Origin of the sequence: Malikia granosa (genome assembly GCF_002980595.1) — a bacterium.
In the GTDB taxonomy this organism is placed as follows: domain Bacteria; phylum Pseudomonadota; class Gammaproteobacteria; order Burkholderiales; family Burkholderiaceae_C; genus Malikia; species Malikia granosa.
This window is the reverse complement of the sequence record NZ_PVLQ01000035.1, coordinates 55,402-76,603: the sequence shown is the minus strand read 5'-3', so window position 1 is coordinate 76,603 and position 21,202 is coordinate 55,402. Positions and strand designations below refer to the sequence as shown.

The following is a 21,202-nucleotide window of genomic DNA, read 5'->3' as shown; positions in this document are numbered from 1 at the left end:
CCGCCAGCGGACAGTCAGCGGCCTTATGAAACAATTCGGCATGTCTGAAGAATCCCAAGGCCAGTTCGTCACCTTTCCCGGCTCGCCGTTCGAGCTGTTCCAGCCTTTCCCGCCTGCGGGCGACCAGCCGACTGCGATCGCGCAGCTGGTCGAAGGCATCCAGGACGGCGAGGTGTTCCAGACCCTGCTCGGCGTGACCGGCTCCGGCAAGACCTTCACCATGGCCAACGTGATCGCGCGGTTGGGCCGACCCGCGATCATCTTCGCGCCAAACAAGACGCTGGCCGCTCAGCTGTACTCCGAGTTCCGTGAGTTCTTCCCGAAGAACGCGGTCGAGTACTTCGTCAGCTACTACGACTACTACCAGCCCGAGGCCTATGTGCCGCAGCGCGACCTGTTCATCGAGAAGGACAGCGCGATCAACGAGCATATCGAGCAGATGCGCCTGTCCTGCACCAAGAGCCTGCTCGAGCGGCGCGACGTGGTGATCGTGGCCACCGTCTCGGCGATCTACGGCATCGGCAAGCCCGAGAGCTACCACCAGATGATCATGACGCTGCGCACAGGCGACCGCTACGGCCAGCGCGACCTGATCGCGCAGCTGGTGCGCATGCAGTACCAGCGCAACGAGCAGGATTTCTCGCGTGGCAAGTTCCGCGTGCGCGGCGACACCATCGACGTGTTTCCGGCCGAACACAGTGAGCTGGCGATCCGCATCGAGCTGTTCGACGACGAGGTCGAGACGCTGCAGCTGTTCGATCCGTTGACCGGCCGCATCCGGCAGAAGATCCCGCGCTTCACGGTCTATCCCTCCAGCCACTACGTCACGCCCCGGGAGCAGGTGCTGTCGGCGGTCGAGGCGATCAAGCTGGAACTGGCCGAGCGGCTGCAGCAGCTGGTCGGCATGGGCAAGCTGGTCGAGGCGCAGCGCCTGGAGCAGCGCACCCGCTTCGACCTCGAGATGCTGACCGAGGTCGGCCATTGCAAGGGGATCGAGAACTACAGCCGACACCTGGCGGGATCGGCCGCGGGCGAGGCCCCATCGACGCTGACCGACTACTTGCCCAAGGACGCGCTGATGTTCCTCGACGAGAGCCATGTCATGATCGGCCAGCTCGGCGGCATGTACAACGGCGACCGCGCGCGCAAGACCACCTTGGTCGACTATGGCTTTAGGTTGCCGAGTGCGCTGGACAACCGGCCGCTCAAGTTCGAGGAGTTCGAGACCAAGATGCGCCAGTGCGTGTTCGTCTCGGCGACGCCGGCCGACTACGAGCGCCAGCATGCCGGCCAGGTGGTCGAGCAGGTGGTGCGCCCGACCGGCCTGGTCGATCCGGTGGTCGAGGTGAGGCCGGCGACGCACCAGGTCGACGACGTGCTGGGCGAGATCCGGCTGCGCGTCGAGCGCGAGGAGCGGGTCCTGATCACGGTGCTGACCAAGCGCATGGCCGAGCAGCTGACCGACTACCTGACCGAGAACGGGGTCAAGGTGCGCTACCTGCACAGCGACATCGACACCGTCGAGCGGGTCGAGATCCTGCGCGACCTGCGGCTGGGGGTGTTCGACGTGCTGGTCGGCATCAACCTGCTGCGCGAGGGCCTGGACATTCCCGAGGTGTCGCTGGTCGCCATCCTCGACGCCGACAAGGAAGGCTTCCTGCGCAGCGAGCGCAGCCTGATCCAGACCATAGGCCGGGCCGCGCGCAACCTCAATGGCCGCGCCATCCTGTATGCCGACCGCAGCACCGACTCGATGAAGAAGGCGATCGGCGAGACCGAGCGCCGGCGCGCCAAGCAGATCGCCTTCAACGAAGCCAACGGCATCACGCCGCGTGGCGTGGTCAAGCGCATCAAGGACCTGATCGAGGGCGTCTACAGCGAGAAGGCCGGCGAGGAGGCGAAGAAGCTCGAGCTGGCGCAGCAGCAGCTGGCCGAGGTCGCCGACATGGACGAGAAGGCGCTGGCGCGCGAGATCAAGCGGCTCGAGAAGCAGATGCTCGAACATGCGCGCAACCTCGAGTTCGAGCAGGCGGCGCGGGTGCGCGACCAGCTCGCCAGGCTCAAGGACCGGGTGCTCGGCGCGCATGGCGGCGACAGCCTGCCATCGGGCCGCTGATCCGGCCGCTGAGTGGCGCCTGGCGTTCCGGAATGGGCGGGCAGCTCCAATGCCGACTAAAACAGTCAGGATTGGTGTATACTTGACCTAAACGCTCGGGATTCGATGCGACCCTCCTGGCAGGTGCCGGAGGGCAGGTTTTCCCGGTCATTTCCAGGAGTTTGCCATGCGCCTTACCACCAAGGGCCGTTTCGCCGTCACCGCCATGATCGACCTGGCCCTGCGCCAGAGCAGCGGTCCTGTGACGCTGGCAGCGATCAGCCAGCGCCAGCAGATTTCCCTGTCCTACCTCGAGCAGCTGTTTGGCAAGCTGCGCCGCAACCTGCTGGTCGAGTCGACCCGAGGTCCCGGCGGCGGCTACACTCTGGGCCGCAAGGCCGACGCGATCACGGTGGCCGACATCATCGTCTCGGTCGACGAGCCGATCGACGCGACCGGCTGCGGCGGCAAGAGCAACTGCCTGGGCGACGGCATGCCCTGCCTGACCCATGACCTCTGGGACCAGCTCAATGCCAAGATGGTCGAGTTCCTGAGCTCGATCACGCTGCAGAAGCTGATCGACGAGCAGCTGGCCAAGGGCGTGGTGATCGAGTCGACGCCGCAGATCCGGCGTGCGATCTCCTCCGCCCCGGTGGTCAAGCCGATCCGCGTCAATGCTCCCAATTCCGTCTTCGCGCTCGGGGCTGCCGCTGCCAAGTAAGCTTGCGCCCCCGCCGAGACCCTTTTCACAGGATGACACCATGAGCACCACTCCGCATTACCCGATCTATCTCGACTACAGCGCGACCACGCCTTGCGACCCGCGCGTCGTCGACAAGATGATCCCCTGGTTGAACGAGCATTTCGGCAACCCGGCCTCGCGCAGCCATGCCTGGGGCTGGGAGGCCGAGGCCGCGATCGAGAAGGCGCGCGAGCAGGTGGCATCGCTGATCGGCGCCGACCCGCGCGAGATCGTCTGGACCAGCGGCGCGACCGAGTCGAACAACCTGGCGATCAAGGGCGCGGCCCATTTCTACCAGGGCAAGGGCAAGCACTTGATCACGGTCAAGACCGAGCACAAGGCCGTGCTCGACACCTGCCGCCACCTGGAGCGCGAAGGCTTCGAGGTCACCTACCTCGACGTGCAGCCCGATGGACTGCTCGACCTCGAGGCCTTCAAGGCCGCGATCCGTCCTGACACCATCCTGGCCAGCGTGATGTTCGTCAACAACGAGATCGGCGTGATCCAGGACATCCCGGCCATCGGCGCGATCTGCCGCGAGAAGGGCGTGATCTTCCACGTCGATGCCGCCCAGGCCACCGGCCGCGTCCATGTCGACCTGGCCACCTTGCCGGTCGACCTGATGAGCCTGACCTCGCACAAGACCTATGGTCCCAAGGGCGTTGGCGCGCTCTACGTGCGTCGCAAGCCGCGCATCCGCCTGGAAGCGCAGATGCACGGCGGCGGCCACGAGCGCGGCATGCGCTCGGGCACCTTGCCGACGCACCAGATCGTCGGCATGGGCGAGGCCTACGCGATCGCCAAGGCCGAGATGGATACCGAGCTGCCGCGCATCCAGGCGCTGCACGACCGCCTCTATGCTGGCCTGTCCTCGATCGAGCAGACCTTCCTGAACGGCCACGAGACCCGCCGCATCCCGCACAACCTCAACATGAGCTTCAACTATGTCGAGGGCGAGTCGCTGATCATGGGCATCAAGGGCCTGGCGGTGTCTTCCGGCTCGGCCTGTACCTCGGCCAGCCTGGAGCCCAGCTATGTCCTGCGCGCGCTGGGCCGCAGCGACGAGCTCGCGCACAGCAGCCTGCGCATGACCATCGGCCGCTGGACCACCGAGGCCGAGATCGACAGCGCGATCGAGGCCATCAGGACCAATGTCGCCAAGCTGCGCGAGCTCTCGCCGCTGTGGGACATGTACCAGGACGGCATCGACCTCTCGACCATCCAGTGGGCTGCCCACTGATCCCGCACTGAACAGGAGAACTGATATGGCTTACTCTGACAAGGTCGTCGACCACTACGAAAACCCCCGCAACGTCGGCAGCTTCGAGAAGGGCGACGAGGACGTCGGCACCGGCATGGTCGGCGCGCCGGCCTGCGGCGACGTCATGAAGCTGCAGATCAAGGTCAACCCGAGCACCGGCGTGATCGAGGACGCACGCTTCAAGACCTACGGCTGCGGCTCGGCGATTGCCTCGAGCTCGCTGGTGACCGAATGGGTCAAGGGCAAGACGCTGGACGAGGCGGCGCAGATCAAGAACAGCGAGATCGCCGAGGAGCTCGCGCTGCCGCCGGTCAAGATCCACTGCTCGATCCTGGCCGAGGACGCCATCAAGGCGGCCGTTGACGACTACAAGAAGAAGCACGCCGCCGCCTGATCCACTAGACCCTTATCCTGCGCTTACCATGTCCGTCACCCTCACCGAAGCCGCCGCCAAGCATGTCACCAAATACCTGAGCCGTCGTGGCAAGGGGGTCGGGGTGCGGCTGGGCGTCAAGACCACCGGCTGCTCGGGCCTGGCCTACAAGCTCGAGTACGCCGATGAAGTCGCACCGGAGGACGTGGTGTTCGAGGACAAGGGCATCCAGATCCTGGTCGACCCGAAGTCGATGGCCTACCTCGATGGCATGACGCTGGACTTCGTGCGCGAGGGCCTGAACGAGGGCTTCCGCTTCAACAACCCCAACGAGCGCGACCGCTGTGGCTGTGGCGAGTCCTTCCGTGTCTGAGCCGACTGCGCAATCGCCGGCCCAGGCGCCGAGCCTGCAGGACGACGACTTCAAGCTGTTCGGCCTGCCGGCCGGCTTCGCGCTCGACCGCGCCGCGCTCGATGAGCGCTGGAAGGCGCTGCAGCGCCAGGCCCATCCCGACCGCTTCGCGGCCCAGGGATCGGCAGCCCAGCGCGTCGCGATGCAATGGTCGGTGCGCATCAACGAGGCCTACCAGCGCCTGAAGGACCCCTTGAAGCGCGCCGCCTACTGGTGCGAGCTCAACGGCGCCCCGATCAAGGCCGAGAGCAACACCGCGATGCCGGCGGCCTTCCTGATGCAGCAGATGGAGTGGCGCGAGGCGCTCGACGAGGCCGATGGCGCCGCAGCGATCGAGGACCTGCTGGCGCAGACCCAGGCCTTTCGGCACGACATGCTCGATCAGCTCGGCCGCAGCATCGACCAGCAAGGCGACGCCGTTGGCGCGGCGCAGCAGGTCAGGGCGCTGATGTTCGTCGAGCGTTTCGCCGACGATCTGCATGGCCGGCTCGACCGGCTCTGATGCGATTGCGGCCTTGCCGGTCTTTCGCGCCAGCAGACCGGCTTGTCCGCCAAGGCCGGCGCCGCCTGCGACAATAGCGGGCTTTCCCGTGATTTTCCGAGACTGAGTTTTTACCCCGGGCCCCAGCGCCCGTCTTGCCCCATGGCCCTGCTGCAAATCTCCGAACCCGGCCAGACGCCCGACCCGCACCAGCGGCGCGTGGCTGTCGGCATCGACCTCGGCACCACCCATTCGCTGGTCGCCTCGGTGCGCCACGGCGTGCCAGAATGCCTGCCCGACGAGCAGGGCCGCGTCATCCTGCCCAGCGTGGTGCGCTACCTGCCGCCCGGATCGGGCTCGGGGCGATCGATCGGCTGGGAGGCGCTTGCCGCCCAGGTCGACGATCCGCACAACACCATCAGCTCGGTCAAGCGCCTGATGGGGCGCAAGCTGGCCGACCTGCAGGCCCAGGGCGTGGCGGCCAAGCTGCCTTACACGGTGGTCGACGGTCCCGGCATGGCGGCAGTGCGCACCGTGGCGGGCGACAAGTCGCCGGTCGAGGTCAGCGCCGAGATCCTGGCCACGCTGCGCTTTCGCGCCGAGGACAGCTTCGACAACGACCTGTTCGGTGCCGTCATCACGGTGCCGGCCTATTTCGACGATGCCCAGCGCCAGGCGACCAAGGACGCGGCGCAGATGGCCGGCCTCGAAGTGCTGCGCCTGATCAACGAGCCGACCGCCGCGGCGATCGCCTACGGCCTGGACCAGGGTTCGGAAGGCGTCTACGCGGTCTATGACCTCGGCGGCGGCACCTTCGACGTCTCGATCCTGCGCCTGACCCAGGGCGTGTTCGAGGTGCTGGCCACCGGCGGCGATTCCGCGCTCGGCGGCGACGACTACGACCGCGCGCTGGCCGATTGGCTGCTGCAGCAGGCGGGCTACAGCCGCAAGGCCGGCGAATTGCCGGCGGGCGAACGGGCGCGACTGCAGGCCGAGGCGCGCCGCGTCAAGGAAGCGCTGTCGGCCCATGCCGACGACGGCGTGGCGGTGCGCTTCGAGGTCGAACTCGATGGCAAGGCCCTGGTGCGCGACGTGACTCATGCCGAATTCGCCCAGGCCTGCGCCGAGCTGACCCAGCGCACCATGGCGGCCGTCAAGCGCGTGCTGCGCGACGCCCGGCTGGACAAGTCGGAGGTCAAGGGCGTGGTCATGGTCGGCGGCTCGACCCGCATGCCGGTGGTGCGCCAGGCAGTGGGCGAATTCTTCGGCCAGCCGCCGCTGACCAACCTGAACCCCGACGAGGTGGTGGCGCTTGGCGCCGCCATCCAGGCCAATCAGCTCGCCGGCAACAACCCCGAGGGCGACCTGCTGCTGCTTGACGTGATTCCCTTGTCGCTCGGCATCGAGACCATGGGCGGACTGGTCGAGCGCATCGTGCCGCGCAACACCACGATACCGACCGCGCTGGCGCAGGACTTCACCACCTTCAAGGACGGCCAGACCGCGCTGGCGCTGCATGTGCTGCAGGGCGAGCGCGACCTGGTGGCCGACTGCCGCAGCCTGGCGCGCTTCGAGCTGCGCGGCATCCCGCCGATGCCGGCCGGCGCCGCGCGCATCCGCGTCACCTTCACCATCGACGCCGACGGCCTGCTGACCGTCGGCGCGAAGGAGCAGGGCAGTGGGGTCGAGGCGCAGATCGTCGTCAAGCCCAGCTACGGCCTGTCCGACGAGCAGATCGCCGCCATGCTGCAGGACAGCTTCGCCACCGCGCAGCAGGACATGGCCGCGCGCGCGCTGGTCGAGGCCCGGGTCGAGGCCGAGCGCATGCTCGACGCGACCCGCAGCGCGCTGGCAGCCGATGCCGACCTGCTCGAGCCCGCGCAGCGCGCCGAGATCGACCGCCTGATCAGTGCGACCGAAGCCATACGCGCCAGTTCGTCTGACGCGGCCGAGATCGAGGCCGCGACCGAAGCCCTGGCCAAGGGCACCGAGCCCTTTGCCGCGCTGCGCATGAACCGCGGCATCGCCCGCGCCCTGGCCGGCCAAAACGTGGAGAATTTCTGACATGCCGATCATCAAGATCCTGCCCCATCCCGAATACTGCCCGCAGGGCACCGAGATCCAGGCCCTGCCTGGCACGACCATCTGCGAGGCGCTGCTCGACCACGAGATCGAGATCGAGCATGCCTGCGACATGAGCTGCGCCTGCACCACCTGCCACGTGATCGTCCGCCAGGGGCTGTCCAGCCTCAACGAGGCGACCGAGGAAGAGGAAGACCTGCTCGACAAGGCCTGGGGCCTGGAGCCGCAGTCGCGCCTGAGCTGCCAGGCGCGCCTGGCCAAGGAAGACCTCACGATCGAGATCCCGCGCTACACCATCAACCACGCTCGCGAGCACCACTGAAGGCGGCCGTCCCATGCGCCAGATCGTCCTCGATACCGAAACCACCGGCCTGTCGGCCCTCGACGGTGACCGCATCATCGAGATCGGCTGCGTCGAGCTGGTCAACCGCAAGCTGACCGGCAACAACCGCCATTTCTACCTGCATCCCGAGGACCGCGCGATCCACGAGGATGCGCAGCGGGTGCATGGCATCTCGATCGAGTTCCTGGCCGACAAGCCCAAGTTCCGCGCCATCGCCGACGACCTGCTCGACTACCTGCAGGGCGCCGAGCTGCTGGCGCACAACGCGCCGTTCGACGTCGGCTTCCTGAACGAGGAGTTGCGCCGGCTCGGTCGCGGCAAGATCACCGACCTGGTCGATGGCGTGGTCGATACCCTGGCCATGGCCAAGGAAATGTTCCCGGGCAAGCGCAACGGCCTCGATGCGCTGTGCGACCGGCTCGGGGTCGACAACTCGGGGCGCAACTTCCACGGCGCCTTGCTCGATGCCGAGCTGCTGGCCGACGTCTACATCAACATGACGCGCGGGCAGAATGCCCTGGCGATGGAGGTCGAGAGCGGCGAGGCCGGGGCCGACGGCCAACTGGTGGCAGTCGACCTGAGTCGCTTCGAGCTGCCGGTGCCTGCCCTGAGCGAAGCCGAATTGCAGGCGCACCAGGCGCTGCTGGCCGATCTCGACAAGGCCAGCAAGGGCAAGACGGTCTGGCGCCAGCTCGAGCCACAGGCCGCCGCGGCTTGACTGACTTGCACCCGGGCCTGTCCCGGGTTTATCATTGACCTGTACTTGTTACTTACGCAAATCAAAGCATCCAACTTCAATGCAAAAGGCTGAACAAGAAACAGGGCTGTCACCGTCGACTCCGCTGGACTGGTTCGAATCCTGGCTGCTCGAGCGCGCCAGCGAGCGGGAAAACCCGCTCACCCCCCAGGCGGCAGAACCCTATCGCTACATCTGGTCTTCCTGGTGCCAGTGGCTGCTCGGTGCCGACAGGTCGGGGCAGAGCGAGTGGACCGGGCTGGTGCTGGCGGCGGGGCCGACCCAGGCGATGGCTTTCCTGCTCGACCATGTCAAGCCGGCGACCCAGCGCAGCGGCAGCGCGACGGAAATCTCCATCGTCACGCGCGAGCGCTACTGCATGGTGCTGCGCGGGGTCTATGGCCATCTGCAGCGGCTCGGCCTGCTGACGGAAAACCCGATGCTGCGGCTCTACGAGCTCGCGGGCGAGGACCGGCCCGATGCCGAGGTGCTGGCGCCCGAACTCTGGCATCGCCTGCTCGAACAGGCAGCCGAGGAACCGGCCGACCGCTCGCCGTTTGCCTTGCGCGACCGCGCGCTGCTCTGGCTGATGCTCGATGCGGCACTGACACCGGCCGAGCTTTCGGCCTTGAACCTGGGCCAGCTCGAGCAGGCCTTGGCGGGCGAGGGCGCCGCTGATGCGCCGCTGACGATACGCCTGCAGGGCAACCGGGCCGCGCAGCGGCGCGAGTTGCAGCTTGGCGCACCGGCTGCTGCGGCCTTGCGCGACTGGCTGGCCGTGCGCAGCGACACGCTGGCCAAGGGCCGGCCCGATACGCTGGTCGTGCTCGAACTGGTCTTCTTCACCGAGCGGCGAAAGCCGCTGTCGCGCCGCGTGCTGTTTCACCTGACTTCGCGGCTGATCACCCAGGCCTGCGCGTCGCTCGGGCTCGGGCTGCCGCGCCACCTGGGCCCGCTGGTGCTGCGCAACACGGCCATCCTGCACTGGCTGCAGGACGGCATGGCACAAGACCTGGTCTGCCGACGCGCCGGCTACCAGGGCCGGCTGGCACTCGAGCATCTGCGCACGCATCTTGCTGCAATCCGCAACGACGACAAGAAGGAACATCCCACGGCATGGAACACAACATCCCCCTGATCACCACGCTGGCGGCAGGCTTCAGCATGGCGCTGGTGTTCGGCTTCCTGGCCGAGCGCATCAAGGTGCCGGCCCTGGTGGGCTATCTGCTGGCCGGCATCCTGATCGGCCCGGGCACGCCAGGCTTCGTCGCCGATGTCTCGCTGGCCTCCCAGCTGTCCGAGATCGGCGTCATGCTGCTGATGTTCGGCGTCGGCCTGCATTTCTCGCTCAAGGACCTGCTGGCGGTCAAGCGCATCGCGGTGCCTGGCGCCGTGGTGCAGATGAGCCTGGCGACCCTGCTCGGCATGGGGGTGGCCTGGTGGTGGGGCTGGAGCTGGGGTGCCGGGCTGATCTTCGGCCTGTCGCTGTCCTGTGCCAGCACGGTGGTGCTGCTCAAGGCGCTGGAGGCGCGTGGCGTGCTCGACAGCATGAACGGCCGCATAGCGGTCGGCTGGCTGGTGGTCGAGGACCTGGCGACAGTGCTGGTACTGGTCCTGCTGCCGCCGCTGGCGGGCATGCTCGGCGGCTCGGTCACCGATTCGGCGAGCACCGGTTCGCTGTGGCTCACGATAGGAAAAACCCTGTTCCAGGTTGCGGCCTTCATCGCCATCATGCTGGTGGCCGGGCGCCGGGTGCTGCCCTGGCTGCTGTGGCAGATCTCGCGCACCGGCTCGCGCGAGCTGTTCACGCTGTCGGTGATCGTGGCGGCGATCGGCATCGCCTACGGCGCGGCCCAGCTGTTCAGCGTCTCGTTCGCGCTCGGGGCCTTCTTTGCCGGCATGGTGATGCGCGAGTCGAAGTTCAGCCATCGTGCCGCCGAAGAATCCCTGCCGCTGCGCGATGCGTTCTCGGTGCTGTTCTTCGTCTCGGTCGGCATGCTGTTCGAGCCGGTCATCCTGCTCGAGCAGCCGGTCCATGTGCTGGGCGTGGTGGCCATCATCATCTGTGGCAAGTCGATCGCAGCCCTGGGCCTGGTGCTGGCCTTCCGCTATCCGCTCAACACGGCGCTGACGGTCTCGGCCAGCCTGGCGCAGATCGGCGAGTTCTCCTTCATCCTGGCTGGGCTGGGCCTGTCGCTGGGCCTGCTGCCGGACGAAGGCATGAGCCTGGTGCTGGCGGGTGCGCTGATCTCGATCGCGCTCAATCCGCTGCTGTTCGCCGCCATCGAGCCGCTGCGGCGCTGGATCCTGCAGCGCTCCGAGCTGGCGCGCAAGCTCGAGCAGAGGACCGATCCCTATGCCGAGCTGCCGATGAGCACCGAGCGCAGGTACCTGCACGGACAGGTCGTGCTGGTGGGCTATGGCCGGGTCGGCCAGCGCATCGCCGCTGCCATGCAGTCCGGTGGGATTGCCTATGTGGTGGCCGAGCAGAACCGCGAGCTGGTCGAGGACCTGCGCCAGCAAGGCATCGCGGCGGTCTTCGGCAATGCGGCCGACCCGCTGGTGCTGGTGCAGGCCCATGTCGCGCAGGCCGCGATGCTGGTGGTGACCACGCCCGATCCGCTCGACATGCGCCAGATGGTCGAGACGGCCAGGACGCTCAATCCCGGCATCGAGATCGTGCTGCGCAGCCACAGCGAGCAGGAGTCGGAGCTGTTGCGCAGGGACGGCATCGACCAGGTGTTCGTCGGCGAGGAGGAGCTGGCCAAGAGCATGAGCGGCCATGTGCTGGCGCGCCTGGGAGCGCCGGCCGCTGCCTGAGTCCGTGCCCGAGCCCGCCCGGCAGGCCGTGGGCCCGCTAGCGGGTGCTCGCAGGCGTCTCGGCTGCCGCTGCATCGGTCTGGGTCGGCGACTGATCGACCGTGACTTGAGCCTGGGAGCGGCTGCGCAGTTCCCGGTACAGGCCGGCACGCATGATCAGCATCGACACCACCGGCGCCGTCAGCAACACGAAGACGGTGATCAGCAGTTCGTGCAGCACCAGGCGCGACTGCCGCACGCTGAAGTACAGCATCGATGCCAGCAGGATGCAGCCGGCACCGAGCGTGATGGTGATTGCCGGGCCGTGGATACGCTGGTAGAAGCTCTGCAGCCGCGCCAAGCCGAAGGCACCGATCACGGTGACCAGTCCGCCCAGCACCAGCAGGCCAGCGAGCGGGACGGCCACCCACCAGGAAAGGGACTCGGCGCCGCTCATTCGATCACCTCGCCGCGCAGCAGGAACTTGGCCAGCGCGATCGTCGAGACGAAGCCGAGCAGGGCGATCAGCAGCGCGGCATCGAAATAGATGTCGCTGCCGTGGCGCATGCCCAGCAGCAGCGCCAGCAGCATGGCGCACATCGACAGCGTATCGAGCGCCAGCACCCGGTCCTGGGCCGAGGGGCCGATCAGCAGCCGCAGCGTGCACAGCAGCATCGCCAGCAGCACGCAAGCCAGCGCGAAAAGGCTGGCTGCCGACAGCAAGGTCGCGGTCGTCATGGAGACTCTCCTTGTGGGGGGGTGTCGAACACTTCGATCAGCGGGCCTTCGTAGCGGATCTTGATGGTCTCAACCCACCAGGCCTCGTCGTGCAGGTCGAAGACATGCAGCAGCAGTTCATGGCTGTCGGGCAGCAGGTCGACCCAGACCGTGCCCGGCGTGGAATTGATCAGGCAGGACAGCAGCGCCAGTCCATGCGGACTGCGCAGGTCGAGCGGCACGCGGATGAACTGCGAATTCACGTCGGCCGAGCGGCGCAGCAGGATGATCTGGCTGACATTGATGCAGGAGCGCAGGATCTCGATGGCCGAGAAGCCAAGCAGGCGCAGCAGCGCCAGCGGGCGTCTGATGCGGGCTTGGCCATGGGGCTGCAGCGGGCGCGCCAGCAGCGGCGCGACGATGGCCAGTGCGGCGCCCAGCAGCCAGTGCGCTGCCTCCAGGCTCTGGTTCAGCAGCAGCCAGGTCAGCAGCAGGCCCAGCGACAGCAGGGGCGAAGGCAGCCAGCGCCTCATCGTCCCACCTCCGGTGACGGCAGCCGCTGCACCGGCAGCTCGTCCAGCACCCGTCGGCTGTAGTCAGTGCTGCGCAGCAGCCCTTCGGTGGCGCGGCCCAGGTAGCCGAACACCGGACCGGCCTGCAGCGTCAGCAGCAGGCACAGCGCCACCAGCGCGGCGACTGGCATGGCCTCGGACAACTGCAGTCTGGGCGGGCTGACCACGCCCGAAGCCCAGAAGGTGCGCACCCCCAGTCGCATCAGCGAGATGATCGCCGCCAGGCCGGCCAGCACGATCAGCGCGATCAGCAGCCAGGTGCTGGCCGGCACCTGGGCCGGTGCGGCCGCGAGCATGGCGTGGAACAGGCTGAACTTGGCGATGAAGCCGGCCAGCGGCGGCATGCCGGTGATGACCAGCGCGCAGGCGCCAAAGCTCAGCCCGAGGAAGGCCAGGGTGCCTGGAATGCCGACGCCGACCGGGTCTTCCGGCTTGTCCTCGACCGCGAAGGCTTCCATCGTGAGCGCCAGCAGCGCGGCACCTGGCGGTCGGATGCGCTCGGCGAGCTCGAGCAACAGCATGAAGGCCGCCATCGCCAACGTCGAGCCGAGCAGGTAGTACAGGCCCGAGGCCAGTACCGCGCTGCCCGAGTGGCCGATCACCGCCAGCAGCGTGCCCGAGGAGACGACCGCACCATAGCCCGCCATGCGACCGGCGTCCTGGCTGGCGAGCATGCCGATGGCGCCGAACAGCAGGGTCGCCATGCCACCGAGGGTCAGCGCGCCGAGGCCGAAGCCGGCGAGTGCGCTGGCCGGATCGCCGAACAGCGCCAGCCAGACCCGCAGCACGGCATACACGCCGACCTTGGTCATCAGCACCAGCATCGCCGCCACCGGCGCCGAGGCCGAGGCATAGGTAGTGGGCAGCCAGAAGCCGAGCGGCCACATCGCCCCCTTGCTCAGGAAGGCCAGCGCCAGCACCGTGGCGCCGACCTGCAGCAACCAGCGGTCCTGCCCGCCCAGCGCCGCCACCCTCGGCCCCAGGTCTGCCAGGCTCAGCGTGCCGGTGGCGGCATAGATCAGCGCCACGCCGAGCAGGAACAGCAGCGAGGCGACCAGGTTGACCGCGATGTACTGCATTCCGGCCTGGATGCGGCGCAGGTTGTAGCCATGCAGCACCAGGCCGTAGGAGGCTGCCAGCATGACCTCGAAGAACACGAACAGGTTGAACAGGTCATGGGTCAGGAAGGCGCCGTTGAGCCCCATCAGCAGGAACTGGAACAGCGAATGGAAGCTGACCCCGACCCGGTCCCAGCGCCGCGCCGAAAACACCAGCACCGCCAGCGCGATGGTCGCGGTCAGCAGCAGCATCAGCGCAGCGAGCCGGTCCACCAGCAGCGCGATGCCGAAGGGCGCGGCCCAGTTCGCTGCCAGGTAGACGCCGATGCCGTCCGGCCAATGTCCGCCGTCGGCCAGCAGCAGCAGCGCCAGCGCCACCAGCCACAACAGCAGGCCGCTGCCCAGGCCAAAGGCGAACTTGAGCTGATAGCGCTTCTGGTTGACCGGGATCAGCAGCGCCCCCACCAGCAGCGGCAGCAGAACGGGGACGATGATCAGCTGTTGCAGCCAGGACATGCCGGTCATGCGCGCGGCTCCTCGCCATCGACATGGTCGCTGCCGGACAGGCCGCGGGCGCCCATCATCATCACCAGATACAGCGCGGTGGTGGCAAAGCCGATCACGATCGCGGTCAGCACCAGGCTTTGCGGCAGGGGATCGGCGAACTGCGACGGATCGATGCCGGGCTGGGGCGTGATCGGCGGCTGGTTGACCCAGAGCCGGCCCATCGCGAAGATGAACAGGTTGACCGCGTAGGACATCAGCATCAGCCCGATGATGAGCTGGAAGCTGCGCGGGCGCAGGATCAGCCAGATGCCGGCGCCGAACAGGATGCCAATCGCGAGGGCGAGTACGAGTTCCATCAGGGCCTCCGGGTATTGTCGGTGCGGTCCGCCGCCGGGTCCTCGACCGGTTGGCGATGCGCGCGCAGCGACTGGTGGGCCAGCGCGACCAGCATCAGCATGCTGCTGCCGACCACCACGACAAACACGCCCAGGTCGAACAGGAAGGCGCTCGGCAGGTGCAACTCGCCCACCAGCGGCCAGTCGACATGCGCGGTATGGGTGGTCAGGAAGGGATGGCCGAAGCCCCAGGCCGCCAGGCCGGTGCCGCAGGCCAGCAGCAGGCCGAAACCCAGCCAGCGGTGCGGGCGCAGCTTGAGATGGCTTTCGACCCAGGTCGTGCCGGCCAGCATGTACTGCACCAGGATGGCGACCGCGAAGATCAGTCCGGCGACGAAGCCGCCACCCGGCAGGTTGTGGCCGCGCATGAAGAAGTAGACCGCGATCACGCCCATGAAGGGCAGCAGCAGGCGCAGGTAGATGCCAGGCACCAGCAGGTAGCCGCTGTTGGCCTGCTCGGCCGGGCCCTGCCGGCTGGCCGGGTCGGCCTCGAAGCGCTGCTGCGGCGGAATGCCCGCGCTCTCGGGCGCCGGACGGAAGCGACGCAGCAAGGCATAGACCGTGAGCGCCACGATGGCGAGCACGCTGATCTCGCCCAGGGTGTCGAAGCTGCGGAAGTCCACCAGCAGCACGTTGACCACGTTGCTGCCCCCGCCACCACTGAGCGCGTTGAGCAGGAAGAAGTCAGCGATCGTCGTCGAGGCCGGATGCACCAGCACGGCATAGCTCAGTGCCGCCAGCGCAAGCCCGCCGCCGACAGCCAGCGCGAGGTCGCGCGAGCGGCGGGTCCAGGCGCGCCAGGGCGGCTGGGCCGGTCCGGCGATCGACTCCAGCCTGGGCGGCAGCCAGCGCAGGCCGAGCAGGATCAGCACGGTGGTCACGGTCTCGACCATCAACTGGGTCAGCGCCAGGTCGGGCGCCGACAGCCACAGGAAGGTCGCAGCCGTGGCGACGCCGGTGCCACCAACCAGCGCCAGCGCCGCCAGGCGGTGGTATTTCGCCATCCAGGCCGCGGCCAGCGCGCAGCCGGCGCCGATGAGCCAGAGGGCGGCGAAGAGCGGATCGAAAGCCTGGCGCGGGCTGATCTGCCAAGCCGGCATCGGTCCGGCCAGCAGCAGCGGTACCAGCAGCAGCGCCGTCACCAGCAAGCGCAGCTGCGGCTGCAGCCGCCGGGTACCGAGGCGATGCAGCAGCCATTCGGCGCCATGGGTGAGCCGGATCATCAGCGTCTCGTAGGCCTGTGCACCGTTGAAGCGGTGGATCAGCGGCACATGGTCGCGCTGCTGCAGGTCGAAGTGACGGCGCAGCACCCGGTAGAGCAGCACGCCGCCGACCAAGGCAAGCAGGCTCATCAGCAGCGGCAGGTTGAAGCCGTGCCAGACCGCCAGGTCGTAGGCCGGGGCGGCATCGCCCAGGGTGGCGACGACGGCCAGCTGCAACAAGGGGGCTATGCTCAGCCCCGGTGCGATGCCGACCACCAGGCAGGCCAGCACCAGCAGCTCGACCGGCAGGCGCATCCAGTGCGGCGGCTCGTGCGGGTCACGCGGCAGGGACTGGCTGGGCTTGCCGAAGAAGACGGAAATGAAGCGCAGCGAGTAGGCCACGCTGAACATGCCCATCACCACCGCGGCGACCGACATCCACCAGTTGCTGTCGCCGCCGACCAGGATGGTTTCGGCGAAGAACATCTCCTTGGACAGGAAACCGTTGAGGAGCGGCACGCCGGCCATGGCCGCGCTCGCGACGATGGCCAGCGTGGCGGTGATCGGCAGCTGGTGGCGCAGGCCGCGCAGCAGCCGCATGTCGCGGCTGCCGGTCTCGTGGTCGATGATGCCGGCGGCCATGAACAGCGAGGCCTTGAAGGTGGCGTGGTTCAGGATGTGGAAGATCGCCGCGACGATGGCCAGCGGCGTGCCGATGCCGATCAGCACCGTGATCAGGCCCAGGTGGCTGATGGTCGAATAGGCCAGCAGGCCCTTGAGGTCGTGCTGGAAGATCGCGATGAAGGCGCCGATCAGCAGGGTGCAGACGCCTGCGCCGCCGATGATCCAGGTCCATTGCGGCGTGCCGGCCAGCGCCGGCCACAGGCGCACCAGCAGGAACACGCCGGCCTTGACCATGGTCGCCGAATGCAGGTAGGACGAGACCGGGGTCGGTGCCGCCATCGCGTGCGGCAGCCAGAAATGGAAGGGAAACTGCGCGCTCTTGGTCAGCGCGCCGAGCGCGACCAGCGCCAGCGCCGCCAGGTAGAGCGCGTGGCCGCGGATCAGGTCGCCCGCCGCCAGCACCCGATCGAGGTCGTAGCTGCCGACGATGTGGCCCAGCAGCAGCACCCCGGCGAGCAGGCACAGGCCGCCGCTGGCGGTGACGGTGAAGGCCATGCGCGCGCCGCGGCGGGCATCGGCGCGGTGGTGCCAGTAGCCAATCAGCAGGAAGGAGCTCAGGCTGGTGAGCTCCCAGAACACCACCAGCTGCACCAGGTTGCCCGACAGCAGGATGCCCAGCATCGAGCCCATGAAGGCGAGCAGGAAGGAGAAGAAGCGCGGCACCGGGTCCTCGGGCGACATGTAGTAGCGCGCATACAGCACCACCAGCAGGCCGATCGCCAGCACCAGCATCGAGAACACCCAGGCCAGGCCATCGAGCCGCAGCACGAAGTCCAGCCCCTGAGCCGGCAGCCAGCCGAACTCTGCGCGCAGCACCTGGCCTGCGGCAATCTGCGGAAACAGCAGGCCGCCGATCAGCAGCCCGCCCAGCGCCACTGCGATCGCCAGCCAGGATTCGCGGTTGCGCGCATCCTGCGGCAGCAGCGCCGCCAGCAGGCTGCCGAGGAAGGGTAGCAGGAGAAGAAAGGCGAGCAGCATCGAACAGGCCCTCAGCCCGCGGCCTTGTCCATGACGACCAGCATGTCGGTGTCGGATTCGGACATGACGCGCTTGGTCACGCTGCCCAGCAGCAATTCCTCCGTGACATGGGTGCCATGCTTGCCCATCACGATCAGGTCGCAATGGGTCAGGGTCTCCTGCTCCAGGATTCTTTGCACCGCGCCGCCATGCTCGGCGATCGCCACATAGGCGCTGCGGTCCAGGCCGGCGGCTGCGGCCAGGTCGTACAGGCCGTGCAAGGCCCGCTCATGGGCCTCGGCCTGGTAGCGGTGGATCTCGTCCTGGGACACCCCGGCGAACTGCAGCATGCCTTCGAAGGGCACCTCGAACACGTTGAGCAGCACCACATGGGCATCGGGGGCCAATTCCCTGGCGATCCGGATCGCCTGTACCGATCCGGCAGAAAAGTCCACCGCCACCAGGGCCCGCCGGTAGGGCCTGGGGCTGGGATTCTTCACTACCAGCACCGGGCAGCGGCTCTTGCGCAGCAGATGCGAGGCGGTCGAGCCCAGCATCAGGCGGCGCCACATGCTCTGCCCCTTGGCACCCACCAGCACCAGGTCGGCGTCAGTGCTCGCGGCATAGGCCGGCACCACGCTGGTCGCCAGGCCTTCCTCGATCATCAAGCGGGCCGCGATGCCCTGGTTCCGATCCGGATCATCCACCAGGTCCTGCAGCAGCAGGCGCTGGTGCGCCACTGCCTTGTGCGCCACCGCCTCGGCCTTGTCGCCGAACAGGTCCTTCAGCGGGCCCAGCGCATCCAGGCCCAGGGCGTGCATGACGGTGTAGCGCGCCCCCGTCGCCCTGGCGATCTGGAACCCGCGGTCCACCGCGTGCAAGGCGCATTCGGACAGATCCGTCGCGGCGAAGACATGTTTGATTTTTCCCATGCGGCTTTCCTTTCCTGGGGCTTCAGATGCGGTGAACGCGGGCTTGACGCAGCACGGCTTTTTCCGCTTCCACCAGCACGAACAGCAGCAAGCCAAAGCCCAGGATGACCGCCCAGGAGCTGGCGTCCAGCGGCACGCTCCTGAACAGCTGCTGCATCGGCGGCGCGTAGGTGAACAGCAATTGCAGTCCGACCAGGATGCCCGCCACCCCCAATGCGACCGGGTTGCCGGTGAGGGTTTCCCGCTTGAAGGCGTGTTCGGTGAAGTGACGCACGTTGAACAGGTAGAACAGCTCGCAGGTCACGATCATGTTCACCGCTGCCGTGCGCGCCAGCTCCAGGCTGTTGCCCCGGTTCAGCTCCCAGTTGAAGACCGCGAAGGTGGCGCACACCATCAGCAGGATCACGAACAGGATGCGATAGCCCAGGGCCCGGGTGATGATGGATTCGGTGGTCGGGCGCGGGGTCTGCTGCATGACGCCTCGCTCGGCCGGCTCGAAGGCCAGCGACAGCGCCAGCGTCACCGAGGTCACGGTGTTGACCCACAGGATCTGGCCGGCCGTCACCGGCAGCGGCAGGCCGGCAAAGATGGCCAGCAGGATCACGCCCGCCTCGCCGCCATTGGTCGGCAGCATGTGCATCAGCGACTTCTTGATGTTGTCGTAGACCACCCGGCCTTCGCGCACTGCCCGGGCAATGGTGGCGAAGTTGTCGTCGGTCAGCACCAGGTCCGACGCCTCGCGCGCCACGTCGGTGCCCTTGCCGCCCATGGCCACGCCGATGTCGGCGGACTTGAGCGCCGGCGCATCGTTGACCCCGTCGCCGGTCATGGCCACCAGCTGGCCCCGGGCCTGCAGCGCCGCGATCAGCCGCAGCTTGTGTTCCGGGCTGGCGCGGGCAAACACGTCGATCTGTGCCGCCTGTTGCTGCAGGCTGGCATCGTCCAGGCGCTCGATGGCCTCGCCGGTCAGCGTCCGGTCGGCCGCCAGGCCAAGCTGGGCCCCGATGGCGGCCGCGGTGACGGCATGATCGCCGGTGATCATCTTGACCCGGATGCCCGCCCGTTGGCATTCGGCCACCGCAGCGATGGCTTCCTCGCGCGGCGGGTCGATCATGCCGACCAGGCCCAGCAGGTCGAAACGGCGGCCGATGTCCTGCCAGTTGAGGCTGCTGCACTCGGGCGACCAATCGCATTGCGCCACCGCCAGCACCCGTTCCCCGGCCGAGGCGGCTCGCCCGACGGCGGCATGCCATCGGTCGGCCTCGAGCGGCGCGCCGCCGTCCTGGCTGCAGCAGAGCGCCAGCACCTTCTCCGGCGCCCCCTTGAGCAGGGCGAAATGGCGACCCTGGTGGTCGTGGTGCAGCGTGACCATGAACTGGCGCTCGGATTCGAAGGGCAGGGCATCGACCCGGGGGAACTCGGCCTGGGTCGCCTGCTGCTCGAGTCCGGCCTTGCGCGCCAGCACCAGCAAGGCGCCTTCGGTCGGATCGCCCAGGATGGACCAGCCTAGCTCGGCCTCATGCCTGAGCTGGGCATCGTTGCACAGCAGCGCGGCCCGGGCCAGTTCCTGCAAGGCCGGCAGCTGCAGCGGATCGAGCGGGCGATCGCTCCGGCCAGTCTGGTCGGCCTGCCTGGCCAGGTGGATGCCGCCCTCGGGCTCGTAGCCGGTGCCGGTCACGGACAGCTCCGCCTGCGGCAGCACCAGCCGGACCGCGGTCATCTCGTTCCTGGTCAGGGTGCCGGTCTTGTCGGTGCAGATGACGGTGACCGAGCCCAGGGTCTCGACCGCAGGCAAGCGCCGCACGATGGCCTTCTGGCGCGCCATGGCCCGGGTGCCGATCGCCAGCACGATGGTGACCACCGCCGGCATGCCTTCCGGAATCGCGGCCACGGCCAGTCCGACCACGGCCAGGAACAGTTCCAGCGCGTCCATCCGGGCCACGAAATGGCCATAGCCCATGGTCAGCAGCGCCACGCCCAGGATGAAGCCGGTGATCTGGCGCGCAAACTGGTCCAGCCGGCGCATCAAGGGCGTCAGCAGGCCCTGGATGTCGCCCACCAGGGTGCCGATGCGGCCGATTTCGGTCGAGGCGCCGGTCGCGATCACCACGCCTTGCCCCTGGCCGGCCGACACCAGGGTGCCGGAGAAGCACAGGCAGCTGCGGTCGCCCAGTCCCGCCTCCGGCGCCACCGCGGCGCTGGACTTTTCCACCGGCACCGATTCGCCGGTCAGCGCCGACTCCACGATGCGCAGGTTCTTGACTCGGGTCAGGCGCAGGTCGGCCGGGATCTTGTCACCCGGCTCGAGCAGCACGATGTCGCCAGGCACCAGCTCGGCGGCATCGATCAGGTGGCGTTCGCCATCGCGCAGCACCGTGGCCTTGCCTGCCAGCATCCCGTGCACCGCCGCGAGCGCCTGCTCCGCCTTGCCTTCCTGGACATGGCCGATGATGGCATTGATCAGCACCACGCTCAGGATCACCCCCGCGTCGATGAAGCTGCCCAGCGCCAGCGTGGTCAGGCCGGCCGCGAGCAGCACGTAGATCAGCGCATTGTGGAATTGCGCCAGGAAGCGCAGCCAGCCTGGCCGGCCTTGCTTCTCGGGCAGGCGGTTTTCGCCATGCTGCTGCAGGCGCTGGCTGACGGCATGGGCGCTCAGGCCCAGGTGCTCGTCCGCGTCGAGCGCGGTCAGCACATCGGCAACGGCCAGCGCATGCCAGCTGGGCAGCGCTTCGAACAGGAATGACTTGGGTGTTCTGCTCATGGCTGGAGGCAGCTTGGATCGGCAAGCTGGAATGGGGACGCGCAGAGGGGGACCATGCCGCAGCATGGCAGATCCGGTGCGAGCTCGCAT

General features: G+C 67.9%; 19 protein-coding genes. 11 read left to right on the top strand and 8 right to left on the bottom strand.

Features of this window, described 5'->3' with window-relative positions:
• The first annotated feature begins 40 nt into the window (after positions 1 to 40).
• The 11 genes from uvrB to C6P64_RS10895 all read left to right on the top strand — a co-directional run bounded on the left by uvrB (position 41) and on the right by C6P64_RS10895 (position 11,345).
• The gene (gene uvrB, locus C6P64_RS10945; RefSeq protein ID WP_211296832.1) at positions 41 to 2,116 is read left to right on the top strand and encodes an excinuclease ABC subunit UvrB; all 2,076 of its coding nucleotides are present in this window, start codon (positions 41 to 43) and stop codon (positions 2,114 to 2,116) included.
• Positions 2,117 to 2,282: 166 nt separating this feature from the next.
• Positions 2,283 to 2,816: a Fe-S cluster assembly transcription factor gene (locus C6P64_RS10940; RefSeq protein ID WP_105748598.1), complete on the top strand. Its 534-nt coding sequence runs from the start codon at positions 2,283 to 2,285 to the stop codon at positions 2,814 to 2,816.
• 40 nt (positions 2,817 to 2,856) lie between these two features.
• A complete protein-coding gene (locus C6P64_RS10935; RefSeq protein ID WP_105748597.1) occupies positions 2,857 to 4,077 on the top strand; it encodes an IscS subfamily cysteine desulfurase in 1,221 nt (406 codons plus the stop codon).
• A 25-nt stretch (positions 4,078 to 4,102) separates the two neighbouring features.
• Positions 4,103 to 4,492, top strand: coding sequence for a Fe-S cluster assembly scaffold IscU (iscU, locus tag C6P64_RS10930; RefSeq protein WP_105748596.1), 390 nt, complete (start codon positions 4,103 to 4,105; stop codon positions 4,490 to 4,492).
• A gap of 28 nt (positions 4,493 to 4,520) precedes the next feature.
• Positions 4,521 to 4,844, top strand: coding sequence for an iron-sulfur cluster assembly protein IscA (gene iscA / locus C6P64_RS10925; RefSeq protein WP_105748595.1), 324 nt, complete (start codon positions 4,521 to 4,523; stop codon positions 4,842 to 4,844).
• Positions 4,837 to 5,385: a Fe-S protein assembly co-chaperone HscB gene (gene hscB / locus C6P64_RS10920; RefSeq protein WP_105748594.1), complete on the top strand. Its 549-nt coding sequence runs from the start codon at positions 4,837 to 4,839 to the stop codon at positions 5,383 to 5,385. Before iscA ends, hscB begins: the two co-directional genes overlap by 8 nt.
• Positions 5,386 to 5,526: 141 nt before the next feature.
• A complete protein-coding gene (gene hscA / locus C6P64_RS10915; protein ID WP_105748593.1) occupies positions 5,527 to 7,428 on the top strand; it encodes a Fe-S protein assembly chaperone HscA in 1,902 nt (633 codons plus the stop codon).
• A gap of 1 nt (position 7,429) precedes the next feature.
• Positions 7,430 to 7,768, top strand: a complete 339-nt coding sequence (fdx, locus tag C6P64_RS10910) for an ISC system 2Fe-2S type ferredoxin (protein ID WP_105748592.1) — start codon at positions 7,430 to 7,432, stop codon at positions 7,766 to 7,768.
• 13 nt (positions 7,769 to 7,781) lie between these two features.
• Entirely contained in the window at positions 7,782 to 8,507 is a 726-nt protein-coding gene (gene dnaQ, locus C6P64_RS10905) for a DNA polymerase III subunit epsilon (RefSeq protein WP_105748591.1), read from the top strand.
• Between the two features lie 79 nt (positions 8,508 to 8,586).
• Complete coding sequence (locus C6P64_RS10900; protein WP_105748590.1) at positions 8,587 to 9,663, top strand: tyrosine-type recombinase/integrase; 1,077 nt, start codon at positions 8,587 to 8,589, stop codon at positions 9,661 to 9,663.
• Positions 9,642 to 11,345: a cation:proton antiporter domain-containing protein gene (locus C6P64_RS10895; RefSeq protein WP_105748589.1), complete on the top strand. Its 1,704-nt coding sequence runs from the start codon at positions 9,642 to 9,644 to the stop codon at positions 11,343 to 11,345. Before C6P64_RS10900 ends, C6P64_RS10895 begins: the two co-directional genes overlap by 22 nt.
• Before the next feature lie 37 nt (positions 11,346 to 11,382).
• Here C6P64_RS10895 and mnhG read toward each other — a convergent pair whose 3' ends face one another.
• From mnhG to C6P64_RS10855, 8 genes are read right to left on the bottom strand one after another with little or no spacing between them, the layout of a single operon-like run.
• On the bottom strand, positions 11,383 to 11,781 hold the full coding sequence (gene mnhG, locus C6P64_RS10890) for a monovalent cation/H(+) antiporter subunit G (RefSeq protein WP_105748588.1): 399 nt from the start codon (positions 11,779 to 11,781) through the stop codon (positions 11,383 to 11,385).
• On the bottom strand, positions 11,778 to 12,062 hold the full coding sequence (locus C6P64_RS10885; RefSeq protein WP_105748587.1) for a K+/H+ antiporter subunit F: 285 nt from the start codon (positions 12,060 to 12,062) through the stop codon (positions 11,778 to 11,780). The genes mnhG and C6P64_RS10885 overlap by 4 nt, the downstream gene beginning before the upstream one ends.
• Positions 12,059 to 12,574 (bottom strand): Na+/H+ antiporter subunit E, encoded by a 516-nt coding sequence (locus C6P64_RS10880; RefSeq protein WP_105748586.1) that lies wholly within the window; start codon positions 12,572 to 12,574, stop codon positions 12,059 to 12,061. Before C6P64_RS10880 ends, C6P64_RS10885 begins: the two co-directional genes overlap by 4 nt.
• Positions 12,571 to 14,196, bottom strand: coding sequence for a monovalent cation/H+ antiporter subunit D (locus C6P64_RS10875; RefSeq protein WP_105748585.1), 1,626 nt, complete (start codon positions 14,194 to 14,196; stop codon positions 12,571 to 12,573). The genes C6P64_RS10880 and C6P64_RS10875 overlap by 4 nt, the downstream gene beginning before the upstream one ends.
• Positions 14,193 to 14,534 (bottom strand): Na+/H+ antiporter subunit C, encoded by a 342-nt coding sequence (locus tag C6P64_RS10870; protein WP_105748584.1) that lies wholly within the window; start codon positions 14,532 to 14,534, stop codon positions 14,193 to 14,195. The genes C6P64_RS10875 and C6P64_RS10870 overlap by 4 nt, the downstream gene beginning before the upstream one ends.
• Entirely contained in the window at positions 14,534 to 17,437 is a 2,904-nt protein-coding gene (locus C6P64_RS10865) for a monovalent cation/H+ antiporter subunit A (RefSeq protein WP_105748583.1), read from the bottom strand. Before C6P64_RS10865 ends, C6P64_RS10870 begins: the two co-directional genes overlap by 1 nt.
• A gap of 11 nt (positions 17,438 to 17,448) precedes the next feature.
• A complete protein-coding gene (locus C6P64_RS10860) occupies positions 17,449 to 18,348 on the bottom strand; it encodes a universal stress protein (protein ID WP_105748582.1) in 900 nt (299 codons plus the stop codon).
• Positions 18,349 to 18,370: 22 nt separating this feature from the next.
• On the bottom strand, positions 18,371 to 21,112 hold the full coding sequence (locus C6P64_RS10855) for a cation-translocating P-type ATPase (protein ID WP_105748581.1): 2,742 nt from the start codon (positions 21,110 to 21,112) through the stop codon (positions 18,371 to 18,373).
• Between the last annotated feature and the right edge of the window lie 90 nt (positions 21,113 to 21,202).

Coding starts and splice junctions, on each gene's coding strand:
- C6P64_RS10900 (WP_105748590.1), top strand. CDS start 8,587: ATGCAAAAGGCTGAACAAGAAACAGGGCTGTCACCGTCGACTCCGCTG.
- C6P64_RS10885 (WP_105748587.1), bottom strand. CDS start 12,062: ATGACGACCGCGACCTTGCTGTCGGCAGCCAGCCTTTTCGCGCTGGCT.
- dnaQ (WP_105748591.1), top strand. CDS start 7,782: ATGCGCCAGATCGTCCTCGATACCGAAACCACCGGCCTGTCGGCCCTC.
- C6P64_RS10940 (WP_105748598.1), top strand. CDS start 2,283: ATGCGCCTTACCACCAAGGGCCGTTTCGCCGTCACCGCCATGATCGAC.
- C6P64_RS10855 (WP_105748581.1), bottom strand. CDS start 21,112: ATGAGCAGAACACCCAAGTCATTCCTGTTCGAAGCGCTGCCCAGCTGG.
- C6P64_RS10875 (WP_105748585.1), bottom strand. CDS start 14,196: ATGACCGGCATGTCCTGGCTGCAACAGCTGATCATCGTCCCCGTTCTG.
- iscA (WP_105748595.1), top strand. CDS start 4,521: ATGTCCGTCACCCTCACCGAAGCCGCCGCCAAGCATGTCACCAAATAC.
- iscU (WP_105748596.1), top strand. CDS start 4,103: ATGGCTTACTCTGACAAGGTCGTCGACCACTACGAAAACCCCCGCAAC.
- C6P64_RS10860 (WP_105748582.1), bottom strand. CDS start 18,348: ATGGGAAAAATCAAACATGTCTTCGCCGCGACGGATCTGTCCGAATGC.
- fdx (WP_105748592.1), top strand. CDS start 7,430: ATGCCGATCATCAAGATCCTGCCCCATCCCGAATACTGCCCGCAGGGC.
- C6P64_RS10880 (WP_105748586.1), bottom strand. CDS start 12,574: ATGAGGCGCTGGCTGCCTTCGCCCCTGCTGTCGCTGGGCCTGCTGCTG.
- C6P64_RS10935 (WP_105748597.1), top strand. CDS start 2,857: ATGAGCACCACTCCGCATTACCCGATCTATCTCGACTACAGCGCGACC.
- hscA (WP_105748593.1), top strand. CDS start 5,527: ATGGCCCTGCTGCAAATCTCCGAACCCGGCCAGACGCCCGACCCGCAC.
- uvrB (WP_211296832.1), top strand. CDS start 41: ATGTCTGAAGAATCCCAAGGCCAGTTCGTCACCTTTCCCGGCTCGCCG.
- C6P64_RS10870 (WP_105748584.1), bottom strand. CDS start 14,534: ATGGAACTCGTACTCGCCCTCGCGATTGGCATCCTGTTCGGCGCCGGC.
- C6P64_RS10865 (WP_105748583.1), bottom strand. CDS start 17,437: ATGCTGCTCGCCTTTCTTCTCCTGCTACCCTTCCTCGGCAGCCTGCTG.
- C6P64_RS10895 (WP_105748589.1), top strand. CDS start 9,642: ATGGAACACAACATCCCCCTGATCACCACGCTGGCGGCAGGCTTCAGC.
- mnhG (WP_105748588.1), bottom strand. CDS start 11,781: ATGAGCGGCGCCGAGTCCCTTTCCTGGTGGGTGGCCGTCCCGCTCGCT.